Genomic DNA, 23,799 nt, shown 5'->3' with positions numbered 1-23,799 from the left:
GACACGCTCAGGAAGCGCGCACCACCATCAGGCCCGCGCGCAAGCCCACCCGCACGTCCGGGTTGGGAAACACGACGTATTCCTCGTCATGCTGGACGGTGTAGACGGTGTCGCCATCGCGTGCGATTTCCGCGCCGCGCGGCAGGGCCGTGAAGTTCTGCGTGTCGCGCCCGAAGGCCATCTGGAACCGGTCGCTCAGCTTGATGATCTGCTGGGCCGTGTTGAAGATGTGCGGCGATCGCCCCGCCGACGCGGGCCCCACGCCATGCAGCAGCGCGTCCAGCGCCTGCGCCGCCTCGGCGAACTGGCCGATGTCGTTCTGGCCCAGCGTGCCGACGCGGCCCAGCTCCACCGTGGTGCCGGCCGCGCCGTGATGCTCGGCCGAATAGTAGCTGTAGGTACCGGCCGACTGCGGGTTCATGATGATGGCGCCGATGCCGGCCGCCCCCAGCCAGTCGACCAATTGGCCACGCGCGCCCGCCTCGATCAGCTCGGGCACGATGGCGAAGGTGGGATAGACGGATGGCCGGATCGCCGTGTGCAAATCCAGGTGCCAGCGCACGGGGCCGGCGCCGTCGAAGAAGGCCGTGGTGGCGGCCATCATCACGTCGGCCCGCGCCGCCTCGGCGGTGCCGGCCAGCGTGCCCCGCTCGGCGCGGAACATGCGGTTCAAGTCCGCGTCGATGAAGCGCTTGCCGGCCCGGATGGCGCCGATATTCCCCACGCATAGCATCAAGTCCACCGCCAGCGCATTGGCTTCATGCGACAGCGCGTCAAGCAGGTGGGCCACCACTTCGATCGGCCCCGTCTCGTCGCCATGCACCCCGACCGACACCAGCACGCTGGCGCGGGCCGGCGCGCCGGGACGCTTGATGGTCAAAATGCCGTCCGCCGGCTGCGCCACGGTGTAGCCTGCGGCTGAAAAGCGCCCGGCCACGGCGCTGAAATCCGCCTCGGCCAGGGCCCGCACGGCCTCCGGCAGCGGGCCGACCGCTGCGGAGGATGTCGATTGCGTCATGCTCATCCGGTCAGGCCGCCACGGTTGCGTTGCTGGCTTCGGACAAGGCCCACACGTCCAGCATGGCTTGCTCCAGGTCCACCGCGGCCGGATAGCCGGACAGGCCCAGCGAGCACGTCACCACTTCCACCGCTTCGTTGGCGTCGTGGCCGTCCGTGGCACGCCGCAGCACCTGGGTCAGCAAACGTTGCTGGGTGCGGCGCAGCGCGTGCTGGGCGTAGCTGCGCAGCTGTTCCTGCGACTTGCTGTGGGCCGGCAGTTTCAAGCCTTTCTCCAGCGTGTCGATGCCAGCCTGGCCGCGCAGGTTCAAGCCCACTTGCAGGAAGGCTGGCAAGTCCATGCCGGCCGGACGGTTGACGGACAGCGCGGCGAACACGAAAGCCGCCACCGCTTCGATCGCATCCACCGCCTTCCACGCTTGCGCGAATTCGGCGCGCAGGCCGGGCACGGCGTCCGCGTCGGCGCTGCCGTCGGCCGGCATCAGCTGCTTGAGCAGGTCCGGCTTGGCGAACAAGCGGGTCAGCTCGGCCAGGCCGCCGGCGGCGCGCAGCTGCTCGGCAGGCACCGACAGCACGCCTTCGATCACGGCCTTCTGCAGGCTGCGGGTGCGGCCATCGACCTTGATCGACACGGCGCGCGGGATCTTCAGCGCGTCGGCGTCCAGCGTATCGAACACGTTCGCCAGGCTCAGTGCCGACCAGGCCTGGCCCCAGGCCTGGATCACTTCCGCCTCTTCCGCGTTATGCTCGGCCGCCAGGTCGCGCAGCATCAGCGGACCGCAGCGGTTGACCGCTTCGTTGGCCAGCACGGTGGCCAGGATGGCGTTGGCCAGCGGGTGCGCCAGCGCGCTGCGGGTGGCCACCAGCAAGTCCGGGAAGTACGGCTTGAGCACCGACTCGGCCCAGCTGTGCTCCGTCAGCGGCAAGGTCGCCAGGATGCGCTTGTAGCGGTTCTTGACGTTGGCGATCACCACCGCCAGTTCCGGCGTGGTCAAGCCGCGGCCATCGGCCTTGCGGCGCGCCAGTTCAGCCACGGTAGGCAGTTGTTCCAGCTCGCGCGACAGGGCGCCTTCCTCCTCCAGGCTGGCGATCAGGGCCGCGTAGCCATCCTGCACCGACGCTTCCGACTGGGCCTGCGCCTCGCGCACCAGCAAATGGGTTTGCAGCGTGTTGTCGCGCAGGACCAGGCGTTCGATGTCGGCCGTCATGTCATTCAGCAGGCGGTTGCGGTCCGTCTCGCTCAACTGGCCGGCGTTCATTTCCACGTCCAGCCACATCTTGGCGTTCACTTCATGGTCGGAGCAATCCACGCCGGCCGAGTTGTCGATCGCATCGGTGAAGATGCGGCCGCCGGCCAGCGCGAATTCGATACGGCCGGCCTGGGTCGCGCCCAGGTTGCCGCCTTCGGCCACCACCTTGCAGCGCAGCTGGCTGCCATCGACGCGGATATGGTCGTTGGCGCGGTCCTTGACCTGGGCGTGGCTCTCGGTGGACGACTTGATGTAGGTGCCGATACCGCCGTTGTAGAACAGGTCCACCGGCGCCAGCAGGATGCGGTGCATCAGTTCTTCAGGCGACAGCGCCGTTTCCTCGATGTCCAGCACGGCGCGGATCTGCGGCGACAGCTCGATGCTGCGCAGCGAGCGCGGATAGACGCCGCCGCCGGCCGAGATCAGTTCCTTGTTGTAGTCGTCCCACGAGGAGCGCGGCAGGGCGAACATGCGGGCCCGCTCGTTGAACGACGCTTCCATGTCCGGATTCGGGTCCAGGAAGATGTGGCGGTGGTCGAACGCGGCCAGCACCTTCAGTTTGCGCGACAGCAGCGCGCCGTTGCCGAACACGTCGCCCGACATGTCGCCCACGCCCACCATGGTGGTGGCGGTGGCGTGGATGTCGTGGTCCAGTTCATAGAAGTGGCGCTTGACGGCTTCGAACGCGCCCTTGGCCGTGATGCCCATCTTCTTGTGGTCGTAACCGTTCGAGCCGCCCGAGGCGAAGGCGTCGCCCAGCCAGAAACCACGCTGCACGGCGATGCCGTTGGCGATATCGGAGAAGGTCGCCGTGCCCTTGTCGGCCGCCACCACCAGGTAGGGGTCGGCGCTGTCGTAGCACACGGTGTCGGTCGGCTGCACGATGTTGCCCAGCACGCGGTTGTCGGTCATTTCCAGCAGGCTGGCGATGAACAGGCGGTACACGGCTTCGCCTTCGGCCGCGATGGTTTCACGCACGGCGTCTTTCGGCATCTGCTTGCAGACGAAACCGCCCTTGGCGCCGGCCGGCACGATCACGGCGTTCTTCACCATCTGCGCCTTGACCAGGCCCAGCACCTCGGTGCGGTAGTCTTCCATGCGGTCGGACCAGCGCAGGCCACCACGCGCCACGGGGCCGCCGCGCAGGTGCACGCCCTCGAAGCGGCGCGAGAATACGAAGATCTCGCGGAATGGACGCGGTTCCGGCACCAGCGCCAGGTTGCTGGTGTCGAACTTGAAGATGATCTTGTCGCCCTTCTGGGCATTCTGGAAGTAGTTGGTGCGCAGGGTGGCCAGCATCAGGTCGGTGATGGCGCCCAGGATTTCCTCGCTATCGGCATGGTTAATCGCTGGCAGGCCGCGCTTGATGTCGTGCATGGCCTGTTGGGCGGCCATGCGGCGCGCCTCGTCCAGCGCCGGGTCGAAGCGCTGCAGGAACGCTTGCACCAGTTCGCGCACCACGGCCGGCTGCTTGCGCAGGCACTCGGCCACGTAGCGCACCGAGAAGCGGCTGCCAGCCTGGCGCCAGTAGCTCATGTAGGCGCGCACCAGCTGCACTTCGCGCATGCTGAGGCCACCTTCGATCACCAGGCCGTTCAGGCGGCCATCTTCAGCGTCGTTGTTGAACAGCGCCGTGAACAGTTCCTGCGCCACCTGCACCACATTGGGCTGCGCCAGCTTGGCGGCGCTGGCCGCGTCCACCGACAGGCTGCTGACGAAGTGGCGCTGGCCTCCCACGTTGATGGAGTGGGCGCGTTCGCGGTCGATCGCCACGCCGGCGTTATGCAGCGCCGGCAGGATGGTCGACAGGGCCGGCACCTTGTCCACCGAGTACAGGCGGATGGTGGTGGCTTCGTCGGCCGACTCGATACGTACCGACACGCGCGATGGATCTTCGATGCGCAGCAGCGAACCGAGGTCGTGGAAGGCCACGGCCGGCGCGGTGGCGGCCACGTAATCGGCCGGCAGGGTGGCGCACAGCTTGCGCAGGCTGGCGCGCATCGGCACGTCGAACACGGCGTCGGCCAGGGTGGCGAATTGGTCGTGCCAGCCGTCCAGCACGGCCAGCAGCGGTTGCTGGATATCCGTTTCCAGGTCCAGCGGGTAGCGGGCCGCGTGCGCGATCAGGTAGACGCGGGCCAGCGGGCCGTCCGCCACCAGGGTCTGGGAGCTGATGTGGGTGGCGCCGGAGCTGCCTTGCAGCGCCTTGGCCAGGGCCGAGGCCACGCTGGCGCTGTAGCGTTCGCGCGGCAGGTAGACCAGCACGTTCAGGTGGCGCGCATACACGTCGCGCCGCGCGAACACCTTGGTGCGCGGCTGCTTGTACAGCGAGACGACGGCGCCGCACACTTCGGCCAGCCATTCCGGTTCCGCTTCCAGCGCTTCCGTGCGCGGCAAGGATTCCAGGATTTCCACGAACTTCTCGGCACGGAAGCCTTCCTGGCGCACGCCGGCGATGCTCAGCACCTTGGCGATGCGCCCGCGCGCGAACGGCAGGCGCGCCAGCGGGGTGGCCGTGGCGGCGCGCGTGAACAGGCCCACGAAGCAGTACTCGCCCAGGATCGCGCCTTGCGCGTTCACATGGCGTACGCCGATGAAGTCGAGCTGCTGGTCGCGGTGCAGCGTGCCTTCCACGTCGGCCTTGACGATGGACAGGGTGTGGTTGCGCTTGGACAGGGTGTCGAAGTCGCCGGGAATATTGGCCAGGCAGGTGCCGTAGACGGGATGGCTGGTGTCCTGCAGCACGCCGATGCGGCTGGGGATGTCGCGTTCCAGTTCACGCTCGCCCGGTTTGACCTGGTAGTAGGCGTAGCCGAACGGCTCGAAGCCTTCGGTGCGGGCCCAGTCCAGGAAGGCGGCCACTTCCTGGCCTTCGGCACCGTTGGCGGCGGCCGCTTCGGCCGCGACGAATTGGAAGCGCTCCAGCATGGCACCCTGGTCGCGGTGCACCACGGCGGCGTCGCGCGCCACCATCTGGATGCGGGACAGCAGCGTGTCCAGTTCGGCCTGCGGCAGGTCCTCGGCCAGCAGGCACATGACGTAGGATTCAGCCTGGTCGCCGGGCTGGCCGACGGCCGTCACCACGCCGTCGGCGCTGCGGCGCACGGACAGCACGGCATTCAGCACGCCATTGGCGGCCACGCGCTGGTGGCGCATCGCCATCACGATCGAATCGACCAGGTAAGGCATGTCGTTATTGAGGATCAACAGGGCGGTGGCCATGCCGCCGCGGCCGTCCGCGTAGCGCAGCGCGGCGATCTGGCAGCCGGCGGCGGCGCGTTTGGACGCCTGCGTGAAACCATCCCACAACACCGGCGCCAGGTTGTCGGGCGCGATGCCCGCGAAATCTTCGACGTCCAGGGAACCGAGCCAGGCGCTGATCAGGGCCGCAACCTGGCTGCTGTCGGTAGCAGGCTTGCTGGCGTTGACCAGGTCGAGCGTCTGCTTGCGCAGGTCTTGTGGCATTTGTTTCATCTGTTTTCTCCGTTAGTGTTTTGAGTCCGGCCGCGCACTCTGGCTTGTGGCTTGGCGCCGCGACCGGATACTGCTAAAAGAACGGGGTTGGCCCGTTCCAATTCTTTCTAACCTACGCAGTGTATTTAACCGCTTTCGCGCGGTCCCGTCCACCGCTCTACAAATCGTACAGTCCGGGCAGGCACAGGATGCGGCTCAACTCTTCGAGCGCCGTGTGCACCTCGATCGCCAGCGCCGGATCGGCCAGGTCGGCCGGTTCCAGCCGGTCGCGGTAATGCTTCTCGACCCAGGCCACCAGCGTGTGGTACAGCGCCTCCGTCATCACCACGCCCTGGTGCATGGCTTGCGCCTCGGCGTCCGTCAGCGCCACGCGCAGGCGCAGGCAGGCGGGCCCGCCGCCGTTGCGCATGCTCTGGCGCAGGTCGAAGTGAATCAGTTCGTCGACCGGGCCGCCGCTGGCCACCAGCTCCTGCAGGTAGCTGGCCACGGCGCCATTCTCCTGGCATTCCTGCGGGATCACCAGCGCCATCTTACCGTCGTCCTTGGACAGCAGCTGGCTGTTGAACAGGTAGCTGGCCACGGCATCCGCCACTGATACCTTTTTGGTATCAACACGGATGGCGTTCAGCTCCGCGCCCACGCACTCCATGGCGCGGCGCAGTTGCACCAGGCCGCCCGCCTCGTCGGCGAACGCTTGCTCGTGATAGAACAGCACGTTGCCGTTGCCGACCGCGATCACGTCGTTGTGGAACACGCCCTGGTCGATCACGTCCGGATTCTGCTGCAGGTAGACGGTGCGCGCACTGTTCAAGCCGTGCAGGCGGGCCACGGCCTGCGATGCCTCCAGCGTCTGGCGCGCCGGGTAGCGCTTGGGCGCGGCGGCGGCGGCGTCGAACTCCACCCGGCCGTACACGAACAGTTCCACCCCTTGCTGGCCGTGGCTGGCGCACAAGCGGGTGTGGTTGGCCGCGCCCTCGTCGCCGAAGGCCGGGGTGGCAGGCAGCGCGTCGTGCACGGCGAAGTGCTTGTCATCCTTGAAGATGGCGCGCAGGCTGCGGGCTGATTGCGCGTGTTCGAACGCGCGGTGCAGCTTGTTGTTCAGGTTGGCGGCCGTGAAGTGGGTGCGGCCATCCGCGCTGTCGGCCGACGGGCTGACGGTGGCGGCGTTGGCGGTCCACATGGGCGAAGCCGACCAGGCGCAGGCCAGGATCACGGGCGACTCCTGGTAGGCCTTGGCCAGCACTTGCGCGTCCGTACCCGTGAAGCCGATGCTGCGCAGCAGGCGGAAATTGGGCCGGTCCTGCGGCGGCAGCAGCGCCTGGGCGAAGCCGCGCGCGGCCAGCGCCCGCATCTTGGCCAGGCCCTGCAAGGCGGCCTGCTTGGGATTGGAAGCGCTCTTGACGTTGCTGAACGAGGCCACATTGCCGAACGAAAGGCCGGCGTAATTGTGCGACGGCCCGACCAGGCCGTCGAAGTTGAATTCGCGTGCGGAGTTGCCCATGATGGTCCTTAGAAGTGCATGCCCGGCGACAGCTTGGCCGGCATTTCAAGCGCGCTGTTCTCGATCGAGGCGACCGGGTAGGCGCAATAGTCGGCCGCGTAGTAGGCGCTTGGACGATGGTTGCCGGACTGGCCCACGCCGCCGAACGGCGCGCTGCTGGCCGCGCCCGTGGTGGGACGGTTCCAGTTGACGATGCCGGCGCGTGCGCGCACCTGGTAAGTCTTCCACAGTGCTTCGTCATTCGAAATCAGGGCCGAGGCCAGGCCGAACGAGGTGGCGTTGGCGGTCTTGATGGCGGTGTCGAAATCGGCCACGCGGATCACCTGCAGCAGGGGGCCGAACCACTCCTCGTCCGGGATGCCCTTGGCGTCGGTGACGTCCACGATGCCGGCCGTGACGAAACCGGTGTTCTCGTCGAGCTGGCGCATCTGCAGCAGCGACTTGCCGCCACGGGCCACCATGTCGGCCTGGGCCTGTACCAGCCGGCGCGCCACGGCGGCCGACACCACGGGGCCCATGAAGGGCGCCGGTTCCGCGTCCGGCGCGCCCACGGTCAGGCGGCTGGCCACGTCCACCAGGCGGGCTATGATGGCCTGGCCTTGCGCGTTGTCCGGCACGATCAGGCGGCGCGCGCAGGTGCAGCGCTGGCCGGCCGAGATGAAGGCCGAGGAAATGGCCATGAACACGGCCGCGTCGATGTCGCGCACGTCCCAGACCACCAGCGGGTTGTTGCCGCCCATTTCCAGCGCCAGCATCTTGCCCGGCTGGCCGCCGAACTGCTTGTGCAGCGCGGTGCCGGTCTGGCAGCTGCCCGTGAACAGCACGCCGTCCAGCTCCGCATTTTGGCCCAGCGCGATGCCGGTGTCGCGGCCGCCGTTGACCAGGTTGATCACGCCGTCCGGCAAGCCGGCCTGCTGCCACAGCTGCACGGTGCGCACGGCGGTGCGCGGTGCGAATTCGCTGGGCTTGAAGACGATGGTGTTACCGGCGATCAGGGCCGGCACGATATGGCCGTTGGGCAGGTGGCCAGGGAAGTTGTACGGGCCGAACACGCCGAACACGCCGTGCGGACGGTGGCGCAGCACGGCCTCGCCGTCGGCCACCTTGTTGTGGCTTTCGCCGGTGCGGGCGTCGTAAGCCTGGATCGAGATGTCGACCTTGTTGGCCATGGTGGTCACTTCGGTGCGCGCTTCCCACAGCGGCTTGCCCACTTCCTCGGAGATCAGCTGCGCCAGTTCCTCGGCGTTGGCCTTGAGCAGGTCGCGGAAGCGGGTGCAGACGGCGATGCGTTCGGCCAGCGGGGTCAGTGCCCAGCCGTCGAAGGCGGCGCGCGCGGCAGCGCTGGCGCGCGCCACGTCCTGCGCCGTCGCCTCGCGGCTGGCCCAGGTCTGGCGGCCGGTGGCCGGGTTGACGGTGACCAGTTCCGCGCCCGTGCCGGGCAGCCATTGTCCGTTAACGAAGTTGCTCAATGCGTTGCTCGATGGGGTGTTCGCTTCAGACATTTGGGTTCTTCCTCACGTTGAGAGACAGGGTGCGCACGGTGTCGCCGGTATGGCAGTGCAGCAGCTTTTGTTCAGCTTCGGGCAGCGCGATGGCGCCATTGACGGGGGCCGCATGCGACAGCAGCATGCGGAAGTCGCGCATATTGGTGTTCGATACCAGCACCGGTTCGGCCGGCGCCGTCTCGGGCGCGCAGGCCGCGTCCCAGTCGCCGGCCAGGCCGATCTGGGCCAGCGTGCTGTCGCGCATGGCGCGCAGCTCGGACACGCGGGCCTGCAGCACAGGGCCGGCGTCGAAGATGTCGACATAGCCTTCGAAGTGCATGCCTTCCTGCTCCAGCAGACGGCGCGCCGGCGCGGTCGATGGGTGCACCATGCCGATCACGTCGCGCGCTTCCTGCGGCAGGTAGGCCACGTACAGCGGCTGGCGCGGCATCAGCTCGGCGATGAACGATTTCTTGCCCAGCGCCGTCAGCTCGTCCACGTGGTTGAAGTCCATCTTGAAGAAGTGGCGGCCCAGGCCCTCGTAGAATGGCGAGCGGCCCGCCTCGGCCTGGTAGCCGCGCATTTCCGCGATCAGCTTTTCCGTAAACAGGTGCGGGAACTGGGCGATGAACAGGAAGCGGCACTTGGACAGCAGCTTGCCGTTGTTGCCGCTGCGGTAATCCGGATGCAGGAACAGCGAGCACAGTTCCGTACTGCCCGTCAGGTCGTTCGACAGGTACAGCGTTTCCATGCGCGTGAACACGCCCAGCTCGCGGCTGGAGTGCACCAGCGTGCCGATGCGGTAGTTATAGAACGGCTCCGTCAAACCGACGGCGCTCTTGATGGCGCACACGCCGGCGATGCGGCCCGTATCGGTATCCTCCATCACGAACATGTAGTCACGCTCTTCCGGCGGAATGGTTTCGGCGAACGAAGCGACGGCCACCTCGACCCGGTCGCCCAGCATCTTCATGTCCGGCTTGAGGGTGGTCATGCCGCTGCCGACCTGGGTGGCCATGACGTACAGGGCGTCGAGATCGCTGGCCTTGATTGCGCGTACAACTAGCATAGGATTTCCAATGTTTGACTGAGTGCTCACAGACGGACGCAAACGACGGTGTCGCCATCCGTCACCTGCAGCGCGGCCTGCACGGCGGCCGGCAGCGCCACCACGGCCAGCGATTCAAGCGGCGCGCAAGCCATGACGACGGCGCGGAAATGCTGGTCGGCGCCAGTGCCGATGGCGTAGGTGACGGGCGTTTCGCGGTTGCGGTCCGGCTCGGCCGGGCAGGTGGCCACGCGCCGCTGCAGCGCGCCCGTGAAGGTGCGCAGCGCGTGCTTGTGGGCTTGCAGGATCGGGCCACCGTCGAAGATGTCGATGTAGTCGTCCGCTTCGAAGCCTTCGGCCGTCAGCAGGTTGAACGCCAGTTCGCCCGACGGGTGGATCTGGCCCATGGCCGCCTGGGCGTCGCCCGGCAGCAGTGGCACGTACACGGGATAGTGGGGCATCAGCTCCACGATCAGGGTGCGGTTGCGGGCGCCGCCGATGATGCGCTCGGCGTCCAGGAAGTCCATCTGGAAGAACTTGCGGCCCAGCGCATCCCAGAACGGCGAACCGCCTTGCGCGTCCGTGATGCCGGCCAGCGGCACGAAGAAGCGCTCGGCGAAGCGCTGCGGCGCCAGCACGGCGAACAGCAGCCGCGCGCGCGACAGCAGCGCCGCTTCCGGCGCGTCCTGCAGGGTCGGATCGACGTAGAAGGTCGACAGCTGGGAATAGCCGGTCAACTCCGAGCACAGCGTCAGCGCATGCACGCTGTGGCTGATGTTCAGGTCGCGCGACACCTGCTGGATCACGTCGTTGCGGAACGAGAAATAGGTGCCGTTGGAACCGGCCGCCGCGTAGATCGACGCGGTGCCGAGTATGGCGTGGTCGGCCAGCGATTCGAGCACGAACAGGTAGGACTCTTCGCTGGGCATGTCGACATGGGCGGCGAACGAGGCGATCGAGCGCTCGACCAGCGCGGTGATCTGCGCGCGCGTCTTGGGCAGCGTATGGACACCCGGCATGGTCACTGCCGCCAATGCTTCCAGGGCGGCGATATCCGCGATTTCTACCGGACGGACAACATACATGGGAGCTCCTTCAATTTCTAACCAGGCTTGCGGTTGCCGGTGTGGTGAAACGCAACGCTCCCGCGCGAAGGCGGGAGCGGCGGGTTGCGGTGAACGCTTAGGCGGCCTTGATCAGGTCATCCAGCGCGGCGCGCAGCAGGCGGTCGGCCTGGGCGATCTGGGCGTCGGACACGATCAGGGCCGGCGCCAGGCGCACCACTTCGGTACCGGCGATCAGCAGCATCAGGCCATGGGCTTCGGCGGCCTTCTGGATATCCTTGGAACGGCCCTTGAAGGCGTCCGCCACGACCATGCCCAGCAGCAGGCCGGAACCGCGCACGGTGGTGAACACTTGCGGGTAGTCGGCGATCAGCTTGTTGAGCGTGGCCACCAGGTTCTTGCTCGCTTCCTTGACGCGCGCCAGGAAGGCTGGCTGGTTGATGGTTTCCAGCACGTTCAGGGCCACGGTGGCGGCCAGCGGGTTGCCGCCGTAGGTGGTGCCGTGGCTGCCCACGGCCAGGCTCTTGGCCAGCTCGTTGGTGGTCAGCATGGCGCCGATCGGATAGCCGTTGCCCAGCGCCTTGGCCGAGGTCAGGATGTCCGGCGTCACGCCGTAGCCCATGTAGGCGAACAGATCGCCGGTACGGCCCATGCCGCACTGGACTTCGTCGAAGATCAGCACGGCGCCGGTCTTGTCGCACAGCGCGCGCAGCTCTTTCAGGAAGTCGGCATCGGCCGGCACCACGCCGCCCTCGCCCTGCACCGGCTCCACCACCACGGCGCACACGTCATCGGTGATGGCCATTTGCGCCGCCTCGATGTCGTTGTACGGGATGTGGTCGATCGACGGCGGCAGCGGTTCGAAGCCTTCCGTGTACTTGGCCTGGCCGCCGACGGACACGGTGAACAGGGTACGGCCGTGGAACGAGTGGAAGCACGACACGATGCGCGACTTGTGGGCGCCGAACTTGGTGTGGGCGTGCTTGCGGGCCAGCTTCAGGGCCGCTTCGTTGGACTCGGCGCCGGAGTTGCAGAAGAAGGCGCGGTCGGCGAAGGTGGCTTCCGTCAGCGCCAGCGCCAGGCGCAGCACGGGTTCGTTGGTGTAGCCGTTACCGAGGTGCCACAGGGTGTTGGCCTGCTTGGTCAGCGCCTCCACCAGCACCGGATGGCAGTGGCCCAGCGAGTTGACCGCGATACCGGACGTGAAGTCCAGGTATTGCTTGCCGTTCTGGTCCCACAGGTCCAGGCCGGCGCCGCGCACCGGCACCATGGCCGATGGTGCGTAGGTCGGCACCAGCACTTCGTCGAAGGTCTGGCGATTTACAGGACGTGTGGTCACGGTCGTATCAAGCTTGGCGTTCATGGCTATCCCTATCAAGGTGGGGTCGGTGGCGGCGGGGCCGCACTGGAGCACCCATTATAAAAAGCGGGATGCTAAAACTCTTTTGAAATGGCGACAAGGATTTTCATTTTTACCCGGCCAGGGCGGGACCGGGCAAAGCGGTCATTGCGGCCTCAAAACGTGTGCAGCACGCCCAGCTGCACGCCGTCGATGGCGCCGCCCGGCAGGGGCGAGCGGATCTGGGCCGCCGGCGCCACCACGGCGGCCCCCACCAGCGCGAAGTTGTTGCGGCGGTCATACTGGCGCAGCCGGGCCAGCGCCCCGTACAGCGAGGTGCGCACGGACAGCCGGTACTGGGCTTGCGCGCCCAGTTCGGCCGCGCCGCCATGGCCGGCGCCCGTCAGCCGGTCGCGCAGCCCGGCCCAACCGAACGCCAGGGCCAGCGGGCCGTCCGCGCGCCAGCGCAGCGATAGCGAATACAACATGGTGCGTTGCGTGCCGTCGCTGCGGCGCTCACCGCCGGCCGCGCCGAACACGGTCCAGCGCGGCGTAAACGTCCAGGACGCGCCCACGCTGGCGCGCCGCGCCCGGTATGGCAGGGCCGCGTTGTCGACCTGCTGGTAGTTGGCGCCCAGGTACAGGCCGGGATGTTCGTACTCGGCCGCCAGTTGCAGGTTGCGGTTGGCGGCCGTCTCGTCCAGCGGCGCGGCGCCGCCGGTGGCGCCGCGCGCCACCAATGCCTGCAAGGTCAGCCCGCCCAGGTCGGGCGAGAAGTAGCCGACGGCGTTGTCGATGCGGGGCGGCGCGCCGTACATATTGTTCCAGCCGGAAGCCTGGGTGGCGCTGGTGAAAGCGTCAAACTTGCCATTCATGTAAAACTGCGGCGTATTCTGGCGCCCCAGCCGCAGCTCGCCCAGGGGGCCGCCCAGGCTGACCCAGGCCTGGCGGTTGAACAGGCGGTTGCCGTCCGCCCCACTGCCGTCGTCACCGTTCATGCCCGCCTCCAGCACGAAGCCGCTGCGCAAACCGCCGCCCAGCGCCTCGCGGCCCCGCAAGCCCAGCCGGCTGGCCAGCAGGCCGCTGGCGTCGATCCGCGTCACGGGCGCCAGGCCGTCGGCCGCGATGCGGGTGGCGAAGGTGTCGATCACGCCGTAAGCCGTCACGCCACTGTCGGCCCAGGCACTGTGGCAAGCTCCCCACAGCAAGACAGCAAGCAGTTTCAGATTTATCCTGCGAATTGTGTCTTTGCCATGAAGTTTGTTCATCATGTTATGTATTCCGCAGTCAGAGTGGGCTATGCTATGAGGCATCGGGGCCGCATCGCCAAAGGCTACTCTCAAAATGCACACAGCACGAGCCACGCTGGCCACTTTATTTTTCATGCTGATTGCATGGCCCGCCATGGTGGCGGCTCAGGTTGTGCTCACGCCGCAGGAGCAAGCCTGGGTGCGCGCGCATCCGGTGCTGACCATGGCGCTCGACCAGTTCAACCCGCCCATCGCGTTCCGCCGCGCCGACAGCGAAGGTTCCTACGCGGGCGCCTGCTTCGACTATGCGGAACTGGTGGCCCGCAAGACCGGCCTCAAGTTCCGCTATGAAGGCTCGACCTGGGACCAGGCCCTGACCAAGGGCATGGCGCACGCGGTCGACGGCGTGCTGTGCGCGCGCGACCGGCCCGAGCGCAGGAGCCGCCTCAATTTCTCCCAGCCCTACCTGGAACTGCCGATCGCCATGGTGACCCGGCCCGACCACGCCGCCACCCGCGTGCTGGGCGACTACGCCCACCAGCGCGTGGCCGTGACGCGCAATTCGGTACGGGTTCCCGTGCTCAAGGCGCGCTGCCCCGATTGCGTGCTGGTGGAGGTGGACAGTTCGCAGGAAGGCATGGCGCGCGTGCAGCGCGGCGAGGCGGACGCCTGTTTCGACGACCTGCCCGTGGTGCAGCGCGCCATCGGCGAGGGCGGCGCATCGCTCAAGATCGCGCTGCTGTACTACTATTCGGAAGCGGCCACCATCCGGCTGGCGCTGCGCAACGACGCGCCCTTACTGTTGTCCATCATCGACAAGGGCGTGGCCGCCATCACGGCCGACGAACATGCGCGGATCCGCTCGCGCTGGCTGGCCGCGGCCGACGGCACGCCGGTGCAGCGCGAGCTGACCCTCACGCCCGCCCAGCACGCGTGGCTGGCGGCCCACCCGGTGCTGCGGGTGGCCGTCGACAGCAGCCGCGCGCCCATCGAGTGGCGCGGCGAGGATGGCCAGTTGCGCGGCATTTCGCTGGACTTCCTGCGCCGCGTCGAGGAGCAGCTGGGGGTGCGCTTCGAACTGCTGCCGGTACGCGACGTGGCCGACGAGGTCAGCCGCATCGAACAGCGCCAGGTGGACCTGGTGTCGGCCATTTCGCACACGCCGGGCCGGGCCGGCTTCATGCTGGTGACGGAACCCTATCTGAGCACGCCCGTGGTGATCTTCGCCGGCACGGCCACCGCGCCCATGGGCGGCCTGGGCGGCCTGGCCGGCCAGCGGGTGGCCGTGGCGGCCCGCACCGGCGTGGCCGACGTGCTGCCGCACGACTGGCCCGCCATCGCCATGGTCCCGGTCAGCAACTTCCGGGCCGGCACCGAACTGCTGCGCAACGGCAAGGTGCACGCCATCATCGGCCCGCTGCTGACGGGCACCCACCAGCTGGTCGAGCTGGGCGCGACGGACGTGCGGGTGGCCGGCGAGACGGATTACCGCTACCACATCGGCATTGGCGTGCGTTCCGACTGGGCGGAACTGGTGCCCATCCTGAACGCGGCGCTGGCGGCCATCCCCAGGAACGAACGGGAAGCGTTCCGCCAGAACTGGAGCACGGTCCACTACGCGCACGACATCGATTACCGGCCCCTGGGCGCGCTGGCGCTGGCGGTCCTGGTGGCGATCACCTTCATCGTGCAGCTGCGGGTGATGGTCAAGCGCCGCACGGCCGAACTGCAACAGGAAGTGGCGGCGCGCCGCTCGCGCGAGGCGGAGATCCAGGAATTGAACGCCGTGCTGGAACAACGCGTGCTGGCCCGCACGGCCGAGCTGCGGCAAGCCAACGACGATTTGCGGCTGGCCGCCGAGCAGTTGGTGCAAACGGAAAAAGTGGCCTCGCTGGGGCGGCTGGTGGCCGGCATCGCGCACGAGCTGAGCACCCCGCTGGGCAGCGCGCTGACGGCCTCCACCACGCTCAAGGCCCACGTGGACAGCTTCGGCAGCGCGCTGGCGGCCGGCCAGCTCAAGCGCTCGGCGGCCGACACCTTCGTGTCCCACTGCCAGCAGGCGACGGAAATCATCGAACGCAACACCTTCCGCGCGGCCGGGCTGATCGACAACTTCAAGGAACTGGCGGTGGACCAGGCCAGCGTGCGGCGCCGCGTGTTCCCGCTGCGGCGCACGGTGGAGGAAGTGATCGCCAGCCACCACAATTCATGGAAGCATCGCGGCCACCACATCGCGCTGGACGTGGCGCCCGACATCGAACTCGACAGCTTCCCCGGCCCGCTGGCCCAGGTACTGTCCAACCTGCTGGAAAATTCGCTGGTGCACGGTTTCGAAGGACGCAAAGGAGGCCGGGTCCACATCAGCGCCCGGCGCCAGGACGAACGCGTGCTGCTGACCTACGAGGACGACGGCAAGGGCATCCCGCCCGAATACCGCAGCAAGATCTACGATCCCTTCTTCACCACCCGGCTGGGCCAGGGCGGCTCCGGCCTGGGCCTGTACATTGTGCAGACGCTGGTGACGGGGGTGCTGGGCGGCACCATCACCTTGCAGGGCGAAGCGGGCGCGGGGACGCTATTCCAGATCAGCCTGCCGCTGAAGGCGCCCCAGCTCACCGAGCGCAACGCCAGCGGCGCGCACGGCATGGTGGCGCTGCCCGACGCCAACGGCACGGCCACCGAGCAGACGCCGGTGTAAGCGCCCATCGCCAGGCCCGTTCAGGCCGCCGGCGGCATCAGCTTGCGCTGGCGTTCCTCACGCGGCGTGTTGCCGAACAGGGCGCCGAAGGCGGTGGAAAAGTGCGAGCCGGACGAGAAGCCGCACATCAGCCCCACCTGCACGATCGAGTGGTTGGTTTCCAGCAGCAACTGGCGGGCCCGCTGCAAGCGCAGCTCCAGGTAGTAGCGCGACGGCAGGCTGTCCAGGTATTGCTTGAACAAGCGCTCCAGCTGGCGCCGCGACAAGCCCACCAGGCCGGCGATGTCGTCGGTCGACAGCGGTTCCTCGATATTGGCCTCCATCAACGTCACCGCCTCCGACAGCTTGGGCTGCAGCGCGCCGAAGCGGGCTTGCAGCGCCACCCGCTGGCGCTCATCGTGCGGACGCACGCGCTCGATACACAGGCTTTCCTTGATGGTGGCCTGGACGGTGGCGCCGTACAGGGCCGCCACCAGCGTCAGCGCGAAGTCGATGCTGGCGGCGCCGCCGCAGCAACTGAGCATGCGGCCATCCAGTTCGAACAGATGGGGCGTCAGGATGGCGCGCTGGGTGACGGCGTCCGTTTCCGCATACAGGGCCCACGGCAGGGCGATGCGCACGCCCGCCATCACCCCGGCGTCGGCCAGCCACAGCACACCGGCCCCCACCCCACCCCAATAGCGGGCCGAGCGGCAGCGCTCGATCACCGTACGCAGCAGGGCCGGCGACGGCGGGGCTTGCTGTTCGTCGGCCACCAGCAGCGCCAGATGCCAGCCCGGCTGGGGCTGGGCCAGCGCCACTTGCTGGGGACTCAATATGTCGAGCCGCAACTGTTCCGGCCCCAGCAAACGGGCCGCCAGCCGCAGCGGCTGGACCAGGCCGGCCCAGGTGAGGGCGTCCGGCTCGCCCGCGTTGACCAGCAGCACGCGCAGCGGCTGTTCCTGGGCCAGACGGGATAGGGGTGAAAATGGCATGCGGCGTTTAAGCGATAACGAAGCTGGCAGTGGTCGGGGCGGCGCTCATTCCGGCGCCAGCACGGCGGCGGGCCGGCTGCTGCTCCACTGGCTCACTATCATACCGGAGATCAACAACGCGGCGCCCAGCAAGCCGTTCCAGGCCAGCGTCTCGCCCAGCCAGAAGTAAGCGAAGATGGCGGCGCAGCCCGGTTCGAACGCGTAGATCACGGCCGCCTCGTTGGCGCTGCTGTGGCTCTGGCCCCACGTTTGCAGCGAGATGATGGCGGCCGTGGCCACCACGCCCAGGTAGATCAGGTTGCTCTTGTAGGACAGCACGGCTTGCCAGGCGGCCGCCTGCCACGGCCCGGCCTGGGCGCCGGAAGGCATGTCGCGCCACAGCAGCCAGCCGGCCGCGCACACGGCCACGGTGACGATCTGGGCCGCCGTCAGCGCCATCAGGCTATCCACCTTGCGGGTGGCCGTTTCCATCATCTTCACGTACAGGCCGAAGCACAGGGCCGCCAGCAGGGCCAGCGTGTCGCCGCGGCCCCAGCTGATGCCGCCATCCCAGCACAGGGCGAACAGGCCGGCCAGCGCCAGCAGCAGCGCCACCACGATGCGCCGCTCCGGCGGCTTGCCGGCCGCCATGCCCAGCAAGGGCACCACCAGCACGTTCAAGCCGGTCAGGAAGGCGTTGCGGTTGGCGCTGGTCAGGGCCAGTCCCTCGATCTGGAATACGTAGCAGAAAAACAACACCACACCGGCCAGCCCGCCTTGCCACAGGTCGCCCGCCCGCGCCCGCCACAGGAACGGCGCCAGCAGCAGCCCGGCCAAGGTGAAGCGCACCAGCACGATCATGCTGGCCGACAGGGCGGCCGTCATATCCTTCATGACAGGGAAGGTGGTGCCCCACACCAGGGTCACGGTCAACAGGGCGGCGATGCCGGGCAGGTGCTGGGGTGCGGATGGCTTCAAACAGGTCTCGACGAGTGGCTGGCGGGTTGCGGGCGCGCACGGTGGCGGCGGCCGGGGAGGCATAGTGTACCCGGCCACGGCCAACTTGGCGATGCGGGGCCGGAGCGGCGCGCCGCGGCCAGCTATAATCACGGTCTATGGGTGAACGCTATTTGAAAAGTATCCGGCTGCTGGCCGAATGCATGCAGGGCTTCGAGCGCCTGTCGGACGCACAGGTACGCCAGTGCGGCCTGACGCATGCCCAGTTCGACATCATCGCCACGCTGGGCAACACGGCCGGCATGTCCTACAAGGAACTGGGGGAAAAAACCCTGATCACCAAGGGCACGCTGACCGGGGTGATCGAACGGCTCGAACAAAAGGGCCTGGTCCAACGCCAGCGCAACGCCGACGACAAGCGCTCGTTCTTCGTGCGCCTGACGGCGGCCGGCGAGGCCACCTTCCATGACGTGTTTCCCCGCGTCGTGGCCAGGGGCGCCCAAGTATTCAACGGTTTTACGCAAGATGATTACGCGGCCCTTGAAAAAACCCTGTCCAAGCTCAAAACTGTCATTATCGGCGGCGCGTCAGCCACCCACGACTCAACCAAGGAAAACATTTGAAAACGACTCTGCTCGAAGGCAAGAAACCTGCCAAATTCGATAAACACATCATCGGCAACCTGTTGCTCAACGTCAGCACTCCGGACGAGGTACGCCAGGAAAAGCTGTTGATCGGCATCCGCAACGAGGCGGGCGAAATCTATCGCCTGATCGGTGCCACCAAGCACAACAGCTTCATGAACGCGATCGAGGAATTGTTCGACCTGGGCCTGGTCGACGAATTGCAGGACACGGACGCCACCCAGGATGGCTGCGACGCCATCTTCAGCGAGGCTTGATCCGCCACCCCTTGCGGCATGCTATCGGCGGGCCGCAAGGGATAGAAAAGTATTTTAAGAAAAAATTCCACACGGCAATATTCCGAGTATAATTTTTTCGATGGACAGACTGGACGCCTTCAAGCACATCGCAGCTCAAGCGAGCCGGGGGGAACTGACATTCCCTACCAATGTGAACGCCTCGTTGCGCCTGCAGCAGGCGCTGGGCGACCCCGACTGCCATATCGACTCAGCGGCCAAGCTGATCCAGGCCGACCCCTTGCTGGCGGCCCGCACCGTGGCGATCGCCAACGCCGTCGCCTACAACCGTTCCGGTAACGAAATTTCCAGTGTGCGCGTCGCCGTGCAGCGGCTGGGCGTGCGCACTTTGCAATCGCAGGTGGCGGCCCTGATCGTGCGCCAGCTGGGCGGCCAATCCACCGACCCGGCCGTCAAGGCCATGGCGGCCCAGTTGTGGGAACACACGGCCCATGTGGCCGCGCTGGCGCAAGTGATCGCGCGCCGCGTGACCCATGTGGATCCCGACACGGCCATGTTCGCCGGCATCGTGCATGAAGTGGGCGGTTTCTATTTGCTGTCGCAGGCGGCCGCCTGGCCCGGCATCCTCGATGGCGATCCGGGCGACTGGATCGAATTTGGCGAGGCCGAGATCGGCCGGGGCGTGCTCAAGAAGCTGGTGATCCCGGATCCCGTGGCGCAAGCCGTGGAAGCGATGTGGATCGGCATGCGGGCGCTGCCACCGGAAACCCTGGGCGACACCCTGCTGCTGGCCAATGACCTGGCGCCCGTGCCCTCGCCGCTGCAGGAGCGCCCCGGCGCCACCACCCTGCTCGGTGCCCGCACCATCGACTTCCTCGTGGGAGAAGGCACGCTGCACGACATCCTGGCCGAATCGGCCCATGAAGTGCAGGCGCTGTTCTCCGTACTGATGCTGTAAATCCCCCCGGCGGCCGTCATCAATGCAGCACGCCGCCGGCGCCGCCCAGCGGCGCGGCTGGCGCCACGGCTGGCGCGCCGGCTGGCGCACCGGCTGGAGAAACCGCTGGCGCCGCCGCCTGCGGCGCCACCAGTGGCAGCAGCAGCGTGAAGCAGGCGCCCTGGCCCGGTTCGCTGCTGGCCGCTATCGTCCCGCCCAATACCGTCGTGACCAGGTTGTACGCGATGTGCAAGCCCAGGCCGCTGCCGCCATGGCCGAGCCGGGTCGTGAAGAAGGGATCGAACACCCGTCCCAGGTGCTCGGGGGCGATGCCGACGCCGTCATCGCGCACCGTCAGCCGCAAGTGCCCCTCAGGCAAGACTTCAGCGGCCACCGTCACCGTCCCCGGTGGCCGGCCGGCGAAACCGTGCAGCACGGCATTGTTGACCAGGCTGGCCAGCACTTGCAGCAACTGATTGGGGTAGCTGTCAAGCATCAAGTCCGGCGCGATGGCGGACACCAGGTTCGCCTGCCCCAGCGCCGCGCGCAACGACGTGCGCAAATCCAGCATGGCATCGGCCAGCCGGAACCGGCACCGCTCCAGGCCGGACTGGTCCACGGCCAATTGCTTGAAACGTCCCACCAGTTCGGCCGCATGGCCCAGGCTGCGCATCAGGATGTCGGCCCCCTGGCTGACGGTCTGGACGAACGAGGCGGCGCGGCTGCGGGTCAGGCCCCGCTCCAGCTCCTGCGCGAATTGCGCGCCCTGGCCCTGCAGGGTACTGGCCGCCATCAGGCAATTGCCGAGCGGCGTATTGAGTTCGTGGGCCACGCCCACCACCAGCGAACCGAGCGCCGCCATTTTTTCCGAGCGCAGCAAGTCGGCCTGCATGGCTTGCAGCGTTTGCAGGGCCGATTGCAGTTCACCGTTGCTGCGTTGCAGCGCCTGGGCGTCCGTGCGCTGCCGCTCGATGGCGTCGCACAATTCGATGTTGCTGGCGATCAGGCGCGCCTGCTGCTGGATCACCTTGAAATCGGCTTCGATGCTTTTCTTGAGTTCCCACAGCATGTCCACATAGCGGGTGCGATAGTGGCGGGTTTTGCTGTCGAGCACGCAGATGGTGCCGAACACTTCATCCTCCGTCCACAACAGCGGCACGCCCAGGTAGGAAATCATGTTCAAGGCCACGTCGGGATTGTGCTTCCACCGCGCATCGTCCAGCGCGTTGGGTACGCTGAGCACGTCGCGGCTGGCCATCACGGTTTCGCAATACAAGCCCGTGCACAGCTGGGCTTTCTCGTCCGCCTCGTAGGGATTGCCCGGCGTGTGGCTGGAGACCAGCACTTCGATCTGCTCCGGCAGCACCCGCATGATGAGGCCGGCCGGTACCTCGAAGATGTTGGCCATGGCATTAGTCGTATCCTGCCACTTGCGCAGGAAGTTATCTGGTATCACATGCGCATGATGGTTCACGAAATAGTTCCTCCTGATCACACAGCCTGACGATGTGCGACCATTCTATGCCTGCGCGACGACCATGGCGCGCTATTTTTCCCATCAAATCAATGCGGCGACAAAAAAAAGCCCGCCGGGAAGGCGGGCAAAGTCCAAAACTAGGGATCTCCCGAAAGAGATGAACGCAGCTTACGCTCCCGCCTGCCCGCTTTCCGTGCGGCAGCGCACATAGCGCCCCCATTTGACGGTCAGCTGTCCTCGCGCAAACCCTGTTCGGCGCGCCACGTCTTGAGCAGGTCGTGGCGCCGGGCCGGATAGCGTTCTCCCGTCGATTCGGCCGCCGCGATGCGGTCGATGCGGAAGTGGCGGAACGCCTGGCGCAGCTCGCACCAGGCCGCCAGCAAGCGCTTGCCTTCGAGGAAAGCCAGCGCGAACGGCCACACATGGCGTTCGGACTGGGCGCCATGCTCATCCTGGTATTGGATGCGCAGCCGGTGCTGGTAGCGGATCGCCTCGCGCACGGGACGCACGAAGGCGTCGCTGGCGTCGGGCTGGCACACGCCCAGCGGCACCCACAAGCTGGTTTCGGCCATGTCGTCGCGCAAATCCTTGGGGGTGGCGGCGGCGATCTTGGCCAGCGCGCTGGTGGCGGCCCTGGCCAGCGCCTCGTCGCCCTGGCGCCGCACCCAGCGCGCGCCCAGCACCAGCGCCTCCAGCTCGTCGGTGCCGAACATCAGCGGCGGCAGGAAGAAACCGGCTTTCAGCATGTAACCCACGCCCGCTTCGCCTTCCAGCGGCGCGCCCAGCCCGCACAGCGTCTGGATGTCGCGATAAATGGTGCGTTCGGACACGCCCAGTTGTTCGGCCAGCCGGGCCGCCGTGACGGGCCGGCGGTAGCCGCGCATGGCATCCATCAGCAAGAATAATCGGCCGGTACGGCTCATCGTTTTCCCATCCACGCAACAGTTTGACCGTCAGGCCGGTGCGGCATTATGACAAATTTGTGGCTATCATCGTGCAACCTCGATTATGCTGATGGCCATCGATATTTCCATCAACCAACGCTCTGCGCCGCCCGGCCCCCAACCCCGCCCGGCAGGCGCAAGGATATTGTATGTTAGACAAAACTGCCGCGGCGCTGATGTTGGCTGCCTCGCTGATGCTGGCGCCGGCCTGTTCCGCGGCCGCCCCCGCCACGGACGACGCCGCCCTGGGCGCGCAACTGGTGGGCACCTGGATCAACCCGCCCGACAGCCCCGACTACGAGCGCATCCCCTCGCGCGAAACGTTCCTGGCCGACGGCACCTACACCTACTTCGAATACAAGGACATGGCGTGCCGCAGGCTGGCCGAGCGCATCACGGTGCGCTGGACCATCCGCGACGGCATCCTCACCTCCATCCTGTCGGACGGCGCCATCCTCAAGGACAAGATCATCAGCCTGACGCCGGAAAAAATCGTGCTGCGCTCGCTCGACGACGGCCGCAGCTATTTCCGCATCCGCTCCACCGCCTGCCCCACGGCGCTCAAGGGCACGCATACGGCCAGCCACTGAGACGGGCCAAGGGTGGCGCTGGCAGGCACCGGCCTGGCGCTGCGCGCGGCCGGCCTTTGGCCGGTGCAGCGGCAGGTCTGCTTTGGTGCGGAAAAATGCCAGCTACGCTGCAACGGTCGCTTAATCGCGGTCGAGCAGGAAGTTGTGCTGCGCCGCCTCGGCCGGCAGCCCGGCGCCGGCCGTTTCATCCTTCAGCGCCACGCCGGACAACTGGCGCTGGCGCGCCTGGGTCAGCAGATAGTGCAGCCGGTAGGCCGCTTCATCGTAGCTTTGTCCGGCCGGCCGGACATTGGAGATGCAGTTGCGCCCGGCATCGCTCATCCCCACCCGCGGCGCCCAGCTCAGGTAAAGGCCCATGCTGTCGGGCGAACTGAGGCCGGGCCGCTCGCCGATCAGCACCACCACCATGCGTGCGCCCAGCAGCTGGGCAACCTCGTCGCCCACTGCCACCCGCCCCTGCCGCACGATGGCAGGCGACGCCAGCGTCCAGTCATCCGGCGCCAGGCGCGCCGCCAGGATTTGCAGGAAGGGCAAGGCATGCTGTTCGATGGCCAGGGCCGACAGGCCGTCGGCAATGACGATGGCCAGGTCGCTGCCCGCCTGGGCGCGCTCCTGCAACAGCAGCCGCGACGGCTCGGACAGGCCGCGGCCCAGATCCGGCCGCTGCAGATAGACTTGCCGGTTGTCGGCCGCGCTGTGCAGCTGCAGACAGGACCAGCCCAGCGCCGTGTGCAGCGACTGCGCCAGCGCCGTATGGTCGAGCGCGCGGTGCACGGCGTCGCGCGCCTGCGCATGGGCCAGCTGGAAGGCCAGCTGCGGCGCCGTCGGCTGGCTCACGCCGCTGCGGCCCAGCGCCACGCGCGCGTCCGTGTAGCGGCGCAGCGCCTGCCACGGATTGGGGGTGACGATGTCGTCGTCCGGGATGCTCATACCGTC

At 67.4% G+C, this 23,799-nt stretch carries 18 protein-coding genes; 5 read left to right on the top strand and 13 right to left on the bottom strand.

Translation table 11 applies throughout. The features are described 5' to 3' along the window. Positions 1-7: 7 nt before the first annotated feature. The 8 genes from H3H39_RS24510 to H3H39_RS24475 all read right to left on the bottom strand — a co-directional run bounded on the left by H3H39_RS24510 (position 8) and on the right by H3H39_RS24475 (position 13,448). Positions 8-1,018 (bottom strand): succinylglutamate desuccinylase, encoded by a 1,011-nt coding sequence (locus H3H39_RS24510; protein ID WP_182157019.1) that lies wholly within the window; start codon positions 1,016-1,018, stop codon positions 8-10. A 10-nt stretch (positions 1,019-1,028) separates the two neighbouring features. Beyond that, positions 1,029-5,741, bottom strand: a complete 4,713-nt coding sequence (locus H3H39_RS24505; RefSeq protein ID WP_182157018.1) for an NAD-glutamate dehydrogenase domain-containing protein — start codon at positions 5,739-5,741, stop codon at positions 1,029-1,031. Positions 5,742-5,898: 157 nt separating this feature from the next. Beyond that, positions 5,899-7,242, bottom strand: coding sequence for an N-succinylarginine dihydrolase (astB, locus tag H3H39_RS24500; RefSeq protein ID WP_182157017.1), 1,344 nt, complete (start codon positions 7,240-7,242; stop codon positions 5,899-5,901). An 8-nt stretch (positions 7,243-7,250) separates the two neighbouring features. Continuing rightward, positions 7,251-8,744: a succinylglutamate-semialdehyde dehydrogenase gene (astD, locus tag H3H39_RS24495; protein WP_182157016.1), complete on the bottom strand. Its 1,494-nt coding sequence runs from the start codon at positions 8,742-8,744 to the stop codon at positions 7,251-7,253. Continuing rightward, on the bottom strand, positions 8,737-9,795 hold the full coding sequence (gene astA, locus H3H39_RS24490) for an arginine N-succinyltransferase (RefSeq protein ID WP_182157015.1): 1,059 nt from the start codon (positions 9,793-9,795) through the stop codon (positions 8,737-8,739). Before astA (H3H39_RS24490) ends, astD begins: the two co-directional genes overlap by 8 nt. Before the next feature lie 26 nt (positions 9,796-9,821). Next, a complete protein-coding gene (gene astA / locus H3H39_RS24485) occupies positions 9,822-10,859 on the bottom strand; it encodes an arginine N-succinyltransferase (protein ID WP_182157014.1) in 1,038 nt (345 codons plus the stop codon). Between the two features lie 97 nt (positions 10,860-10,956). Further along, positions 10,957-12,177 carry an acetylornithine/succinylornithine family transaminase gene (gene astC, locus H3H39_RS24480; RefSeq protein WP_311196986.1) on the bottom strand — a complete coding sequence of 407 codons (1,221 nt, stop codon included), beginning with the start codon at positions 12,175-12,177 and terminating at the stop codon, positions 10,957-10,959. Between the two features lie 176 nt (positions 12,178-12,353). Next, entirely contained in the window at positions 12,354-13,448 is a 1,095-nt protein-coding gene (locus tag H3H39_RS24475; RefSeq protein WP_182157012.1) for a porin, read from the bottom strand. 73 nt (positions 13,449-13,521) lie between these two features. On the opposite strand from H3H39_RS24475, the gene H3H39_RS24470 reads away from it, so the two are divergent. Further along, positions 13,522-16,125, top strand: coding sequence for a transporter substrate-binding domain-containing protein (locus tag H3H39_RS24470; protein ID WP_182157011.1), 2,604 nt, complete (start codon positions 13,522-13,524; stop codon positions 16,123-16,125). A 20-nt stretch (positions 16,126-16,145) separates the two neighbouring features. Here the strand turns inward: H3H39_RS24470 and H3H39_RS24465 are convergent, their stop codons facing one another. Together H3H39_RS24465 and H3H39_RS24460 are read right to left on the bottom strand one after the other, a co-directional pair. Next, on the bottom strand, positions 16,146-17,099 hold the full coding sequence (locus tag H3H39_RS24465) for a GlxA family transcriptional regulator (protein ID WP_182157010.1): 954 nt from the start codon (positions 17,097-17,099) through the stop codon (positions 16,146-16,148). A 45-nt stretch (positions 17,100-17,144) separates the two neighbouring features. Continuing rightward, positions 17,145-18,056 (bottom strand): DMT family transporter, encoded by a 912-nt coding sequence (locus H3H39_RS24460; protein ID WP_229218256.1) that lies wholly within the window; start codon positions 18,054-18,056, stop codon positions 17,145-17,147. A gap of 137 nt (positions 18,057-18,193) precedes the next feature. On the opposite strand from H3H39_RS24460, the gene H3H39_RS24455 reads away from it, so the two are divergent. From H3H39_RS24455 to H3H39_RS24445, 3 genes are all read left to right on the top strand, one after another. Further along, the gene (locus H3H39_RS24455; RefSeq protein ID WP_182157008.1) at positions 18,194-18,658 is read left to right on the top strand and encodes a MarR family winged helix-turn-helix transcriptional regulator; all 465 of its coding nucleotides are present in this window, start codon (positions 18,194-18,196) and stop codon (positions 18,656-18,658) included. Then, on the top strand, positions 18,655-18,936 hold the full coding sequence (locus tag H3H39_RS24450) for a hypothetical protein (RefSeq protein WP_182157007.1): 282 nt from the start codon (positions 18,655-18,657) through the stop codon (positions 18,934-18,936). Before H3H39_RS24455 ends, H3H39_RS24450 begins: the two co-directional genes overlap by 4 nt. Before the next feature lie 100 nt (positions 18,937-19,036). Next, entirely contained in the window at positions 19,037-19,873 is an 837-nt protein-coding gene (locus H3H39_RS24445; protein ID WP_182157006.1) for an HDOD domain-containing protein, read from the top strand. Positions 19,874-19,892: 19 nt separating this feature from the next. Here H3H39_RS24445 and H3H39_RS24440 read toward each other — a convergent pair whose 3' ends face one another. Beyond that, a complete protein-coding gene (locus tag H3H39_RS24440) occupies positions 19,893-21,326 on the bottom strand; it encodes a GAF domain-containing sensor histidine kinase (protein WP_311196984.1) in 1,434 nt (477 codons plus the stop codon). A 230-nt stretch (positions 21,327-21,556) separates the two neighbouring features. Then, complete coding sequence (locus H3H39_RS24435; protein ID WP_182157005.1) at positions 21,557-22,252, bottom strand: helix-turn-helix transcriptional regulator; 696 nt, start codon at positions 22,250-22,252, stop codon at positions 21,557-21,559. A 170-nt stretch (positions 22,253-22,422) separates the two neighbouring features. Here H3H39_RS24435 and H3H39_RS24430 point away from each other — a divergent pair, with 170 nt between their 5' ends. Next, positions 22,423-22,863: a lipocalin-like domain-containing protein gene (locus tag H3H39_RS24430; RefSeq protein WP_182157004.1), complete on the top strand. Its 441-nt coding sequence runs from the start codon at positions 22,423-22,425 to the stop codon at positions 22,861-22,863. A 120-nt stretch (positions 22,864-22,983) separates the two neighbouring features. On the opposite strand, the gene eutC is transcribed toward H3H39_RS24430, so the two are convergent. After that, on the bottom strand, positions 22,984-23,793 hold the full coding sequence (eutC, locus tag H3H39_RS24425) for an ethanolamine ammonia-lyase subunit EutC (RefSeq protein WP_311196983.1): 810 nt from the start codon (positions 23,791-23,793) through the stop codon (positions 22,984-22,986). Positions 23,794-23,799 lie beyond the last annotated feature (6 nt).

The organism is Rugamonas apoptosis (genome assembly GCF_014042355.1).
GTDB classification, from domain to species: domain Bacteria; phylum Pseudomonadota; class Gammaproteobacteria; order Burkholderiales; family Burkholderiaceae_D; genus Rugamonas; species Rugamonas apoptosis.
Note: the sequence above shows the minus strand (reverse complement) of the source record. Positions and strands in the feature narration are given on the sequence as shown.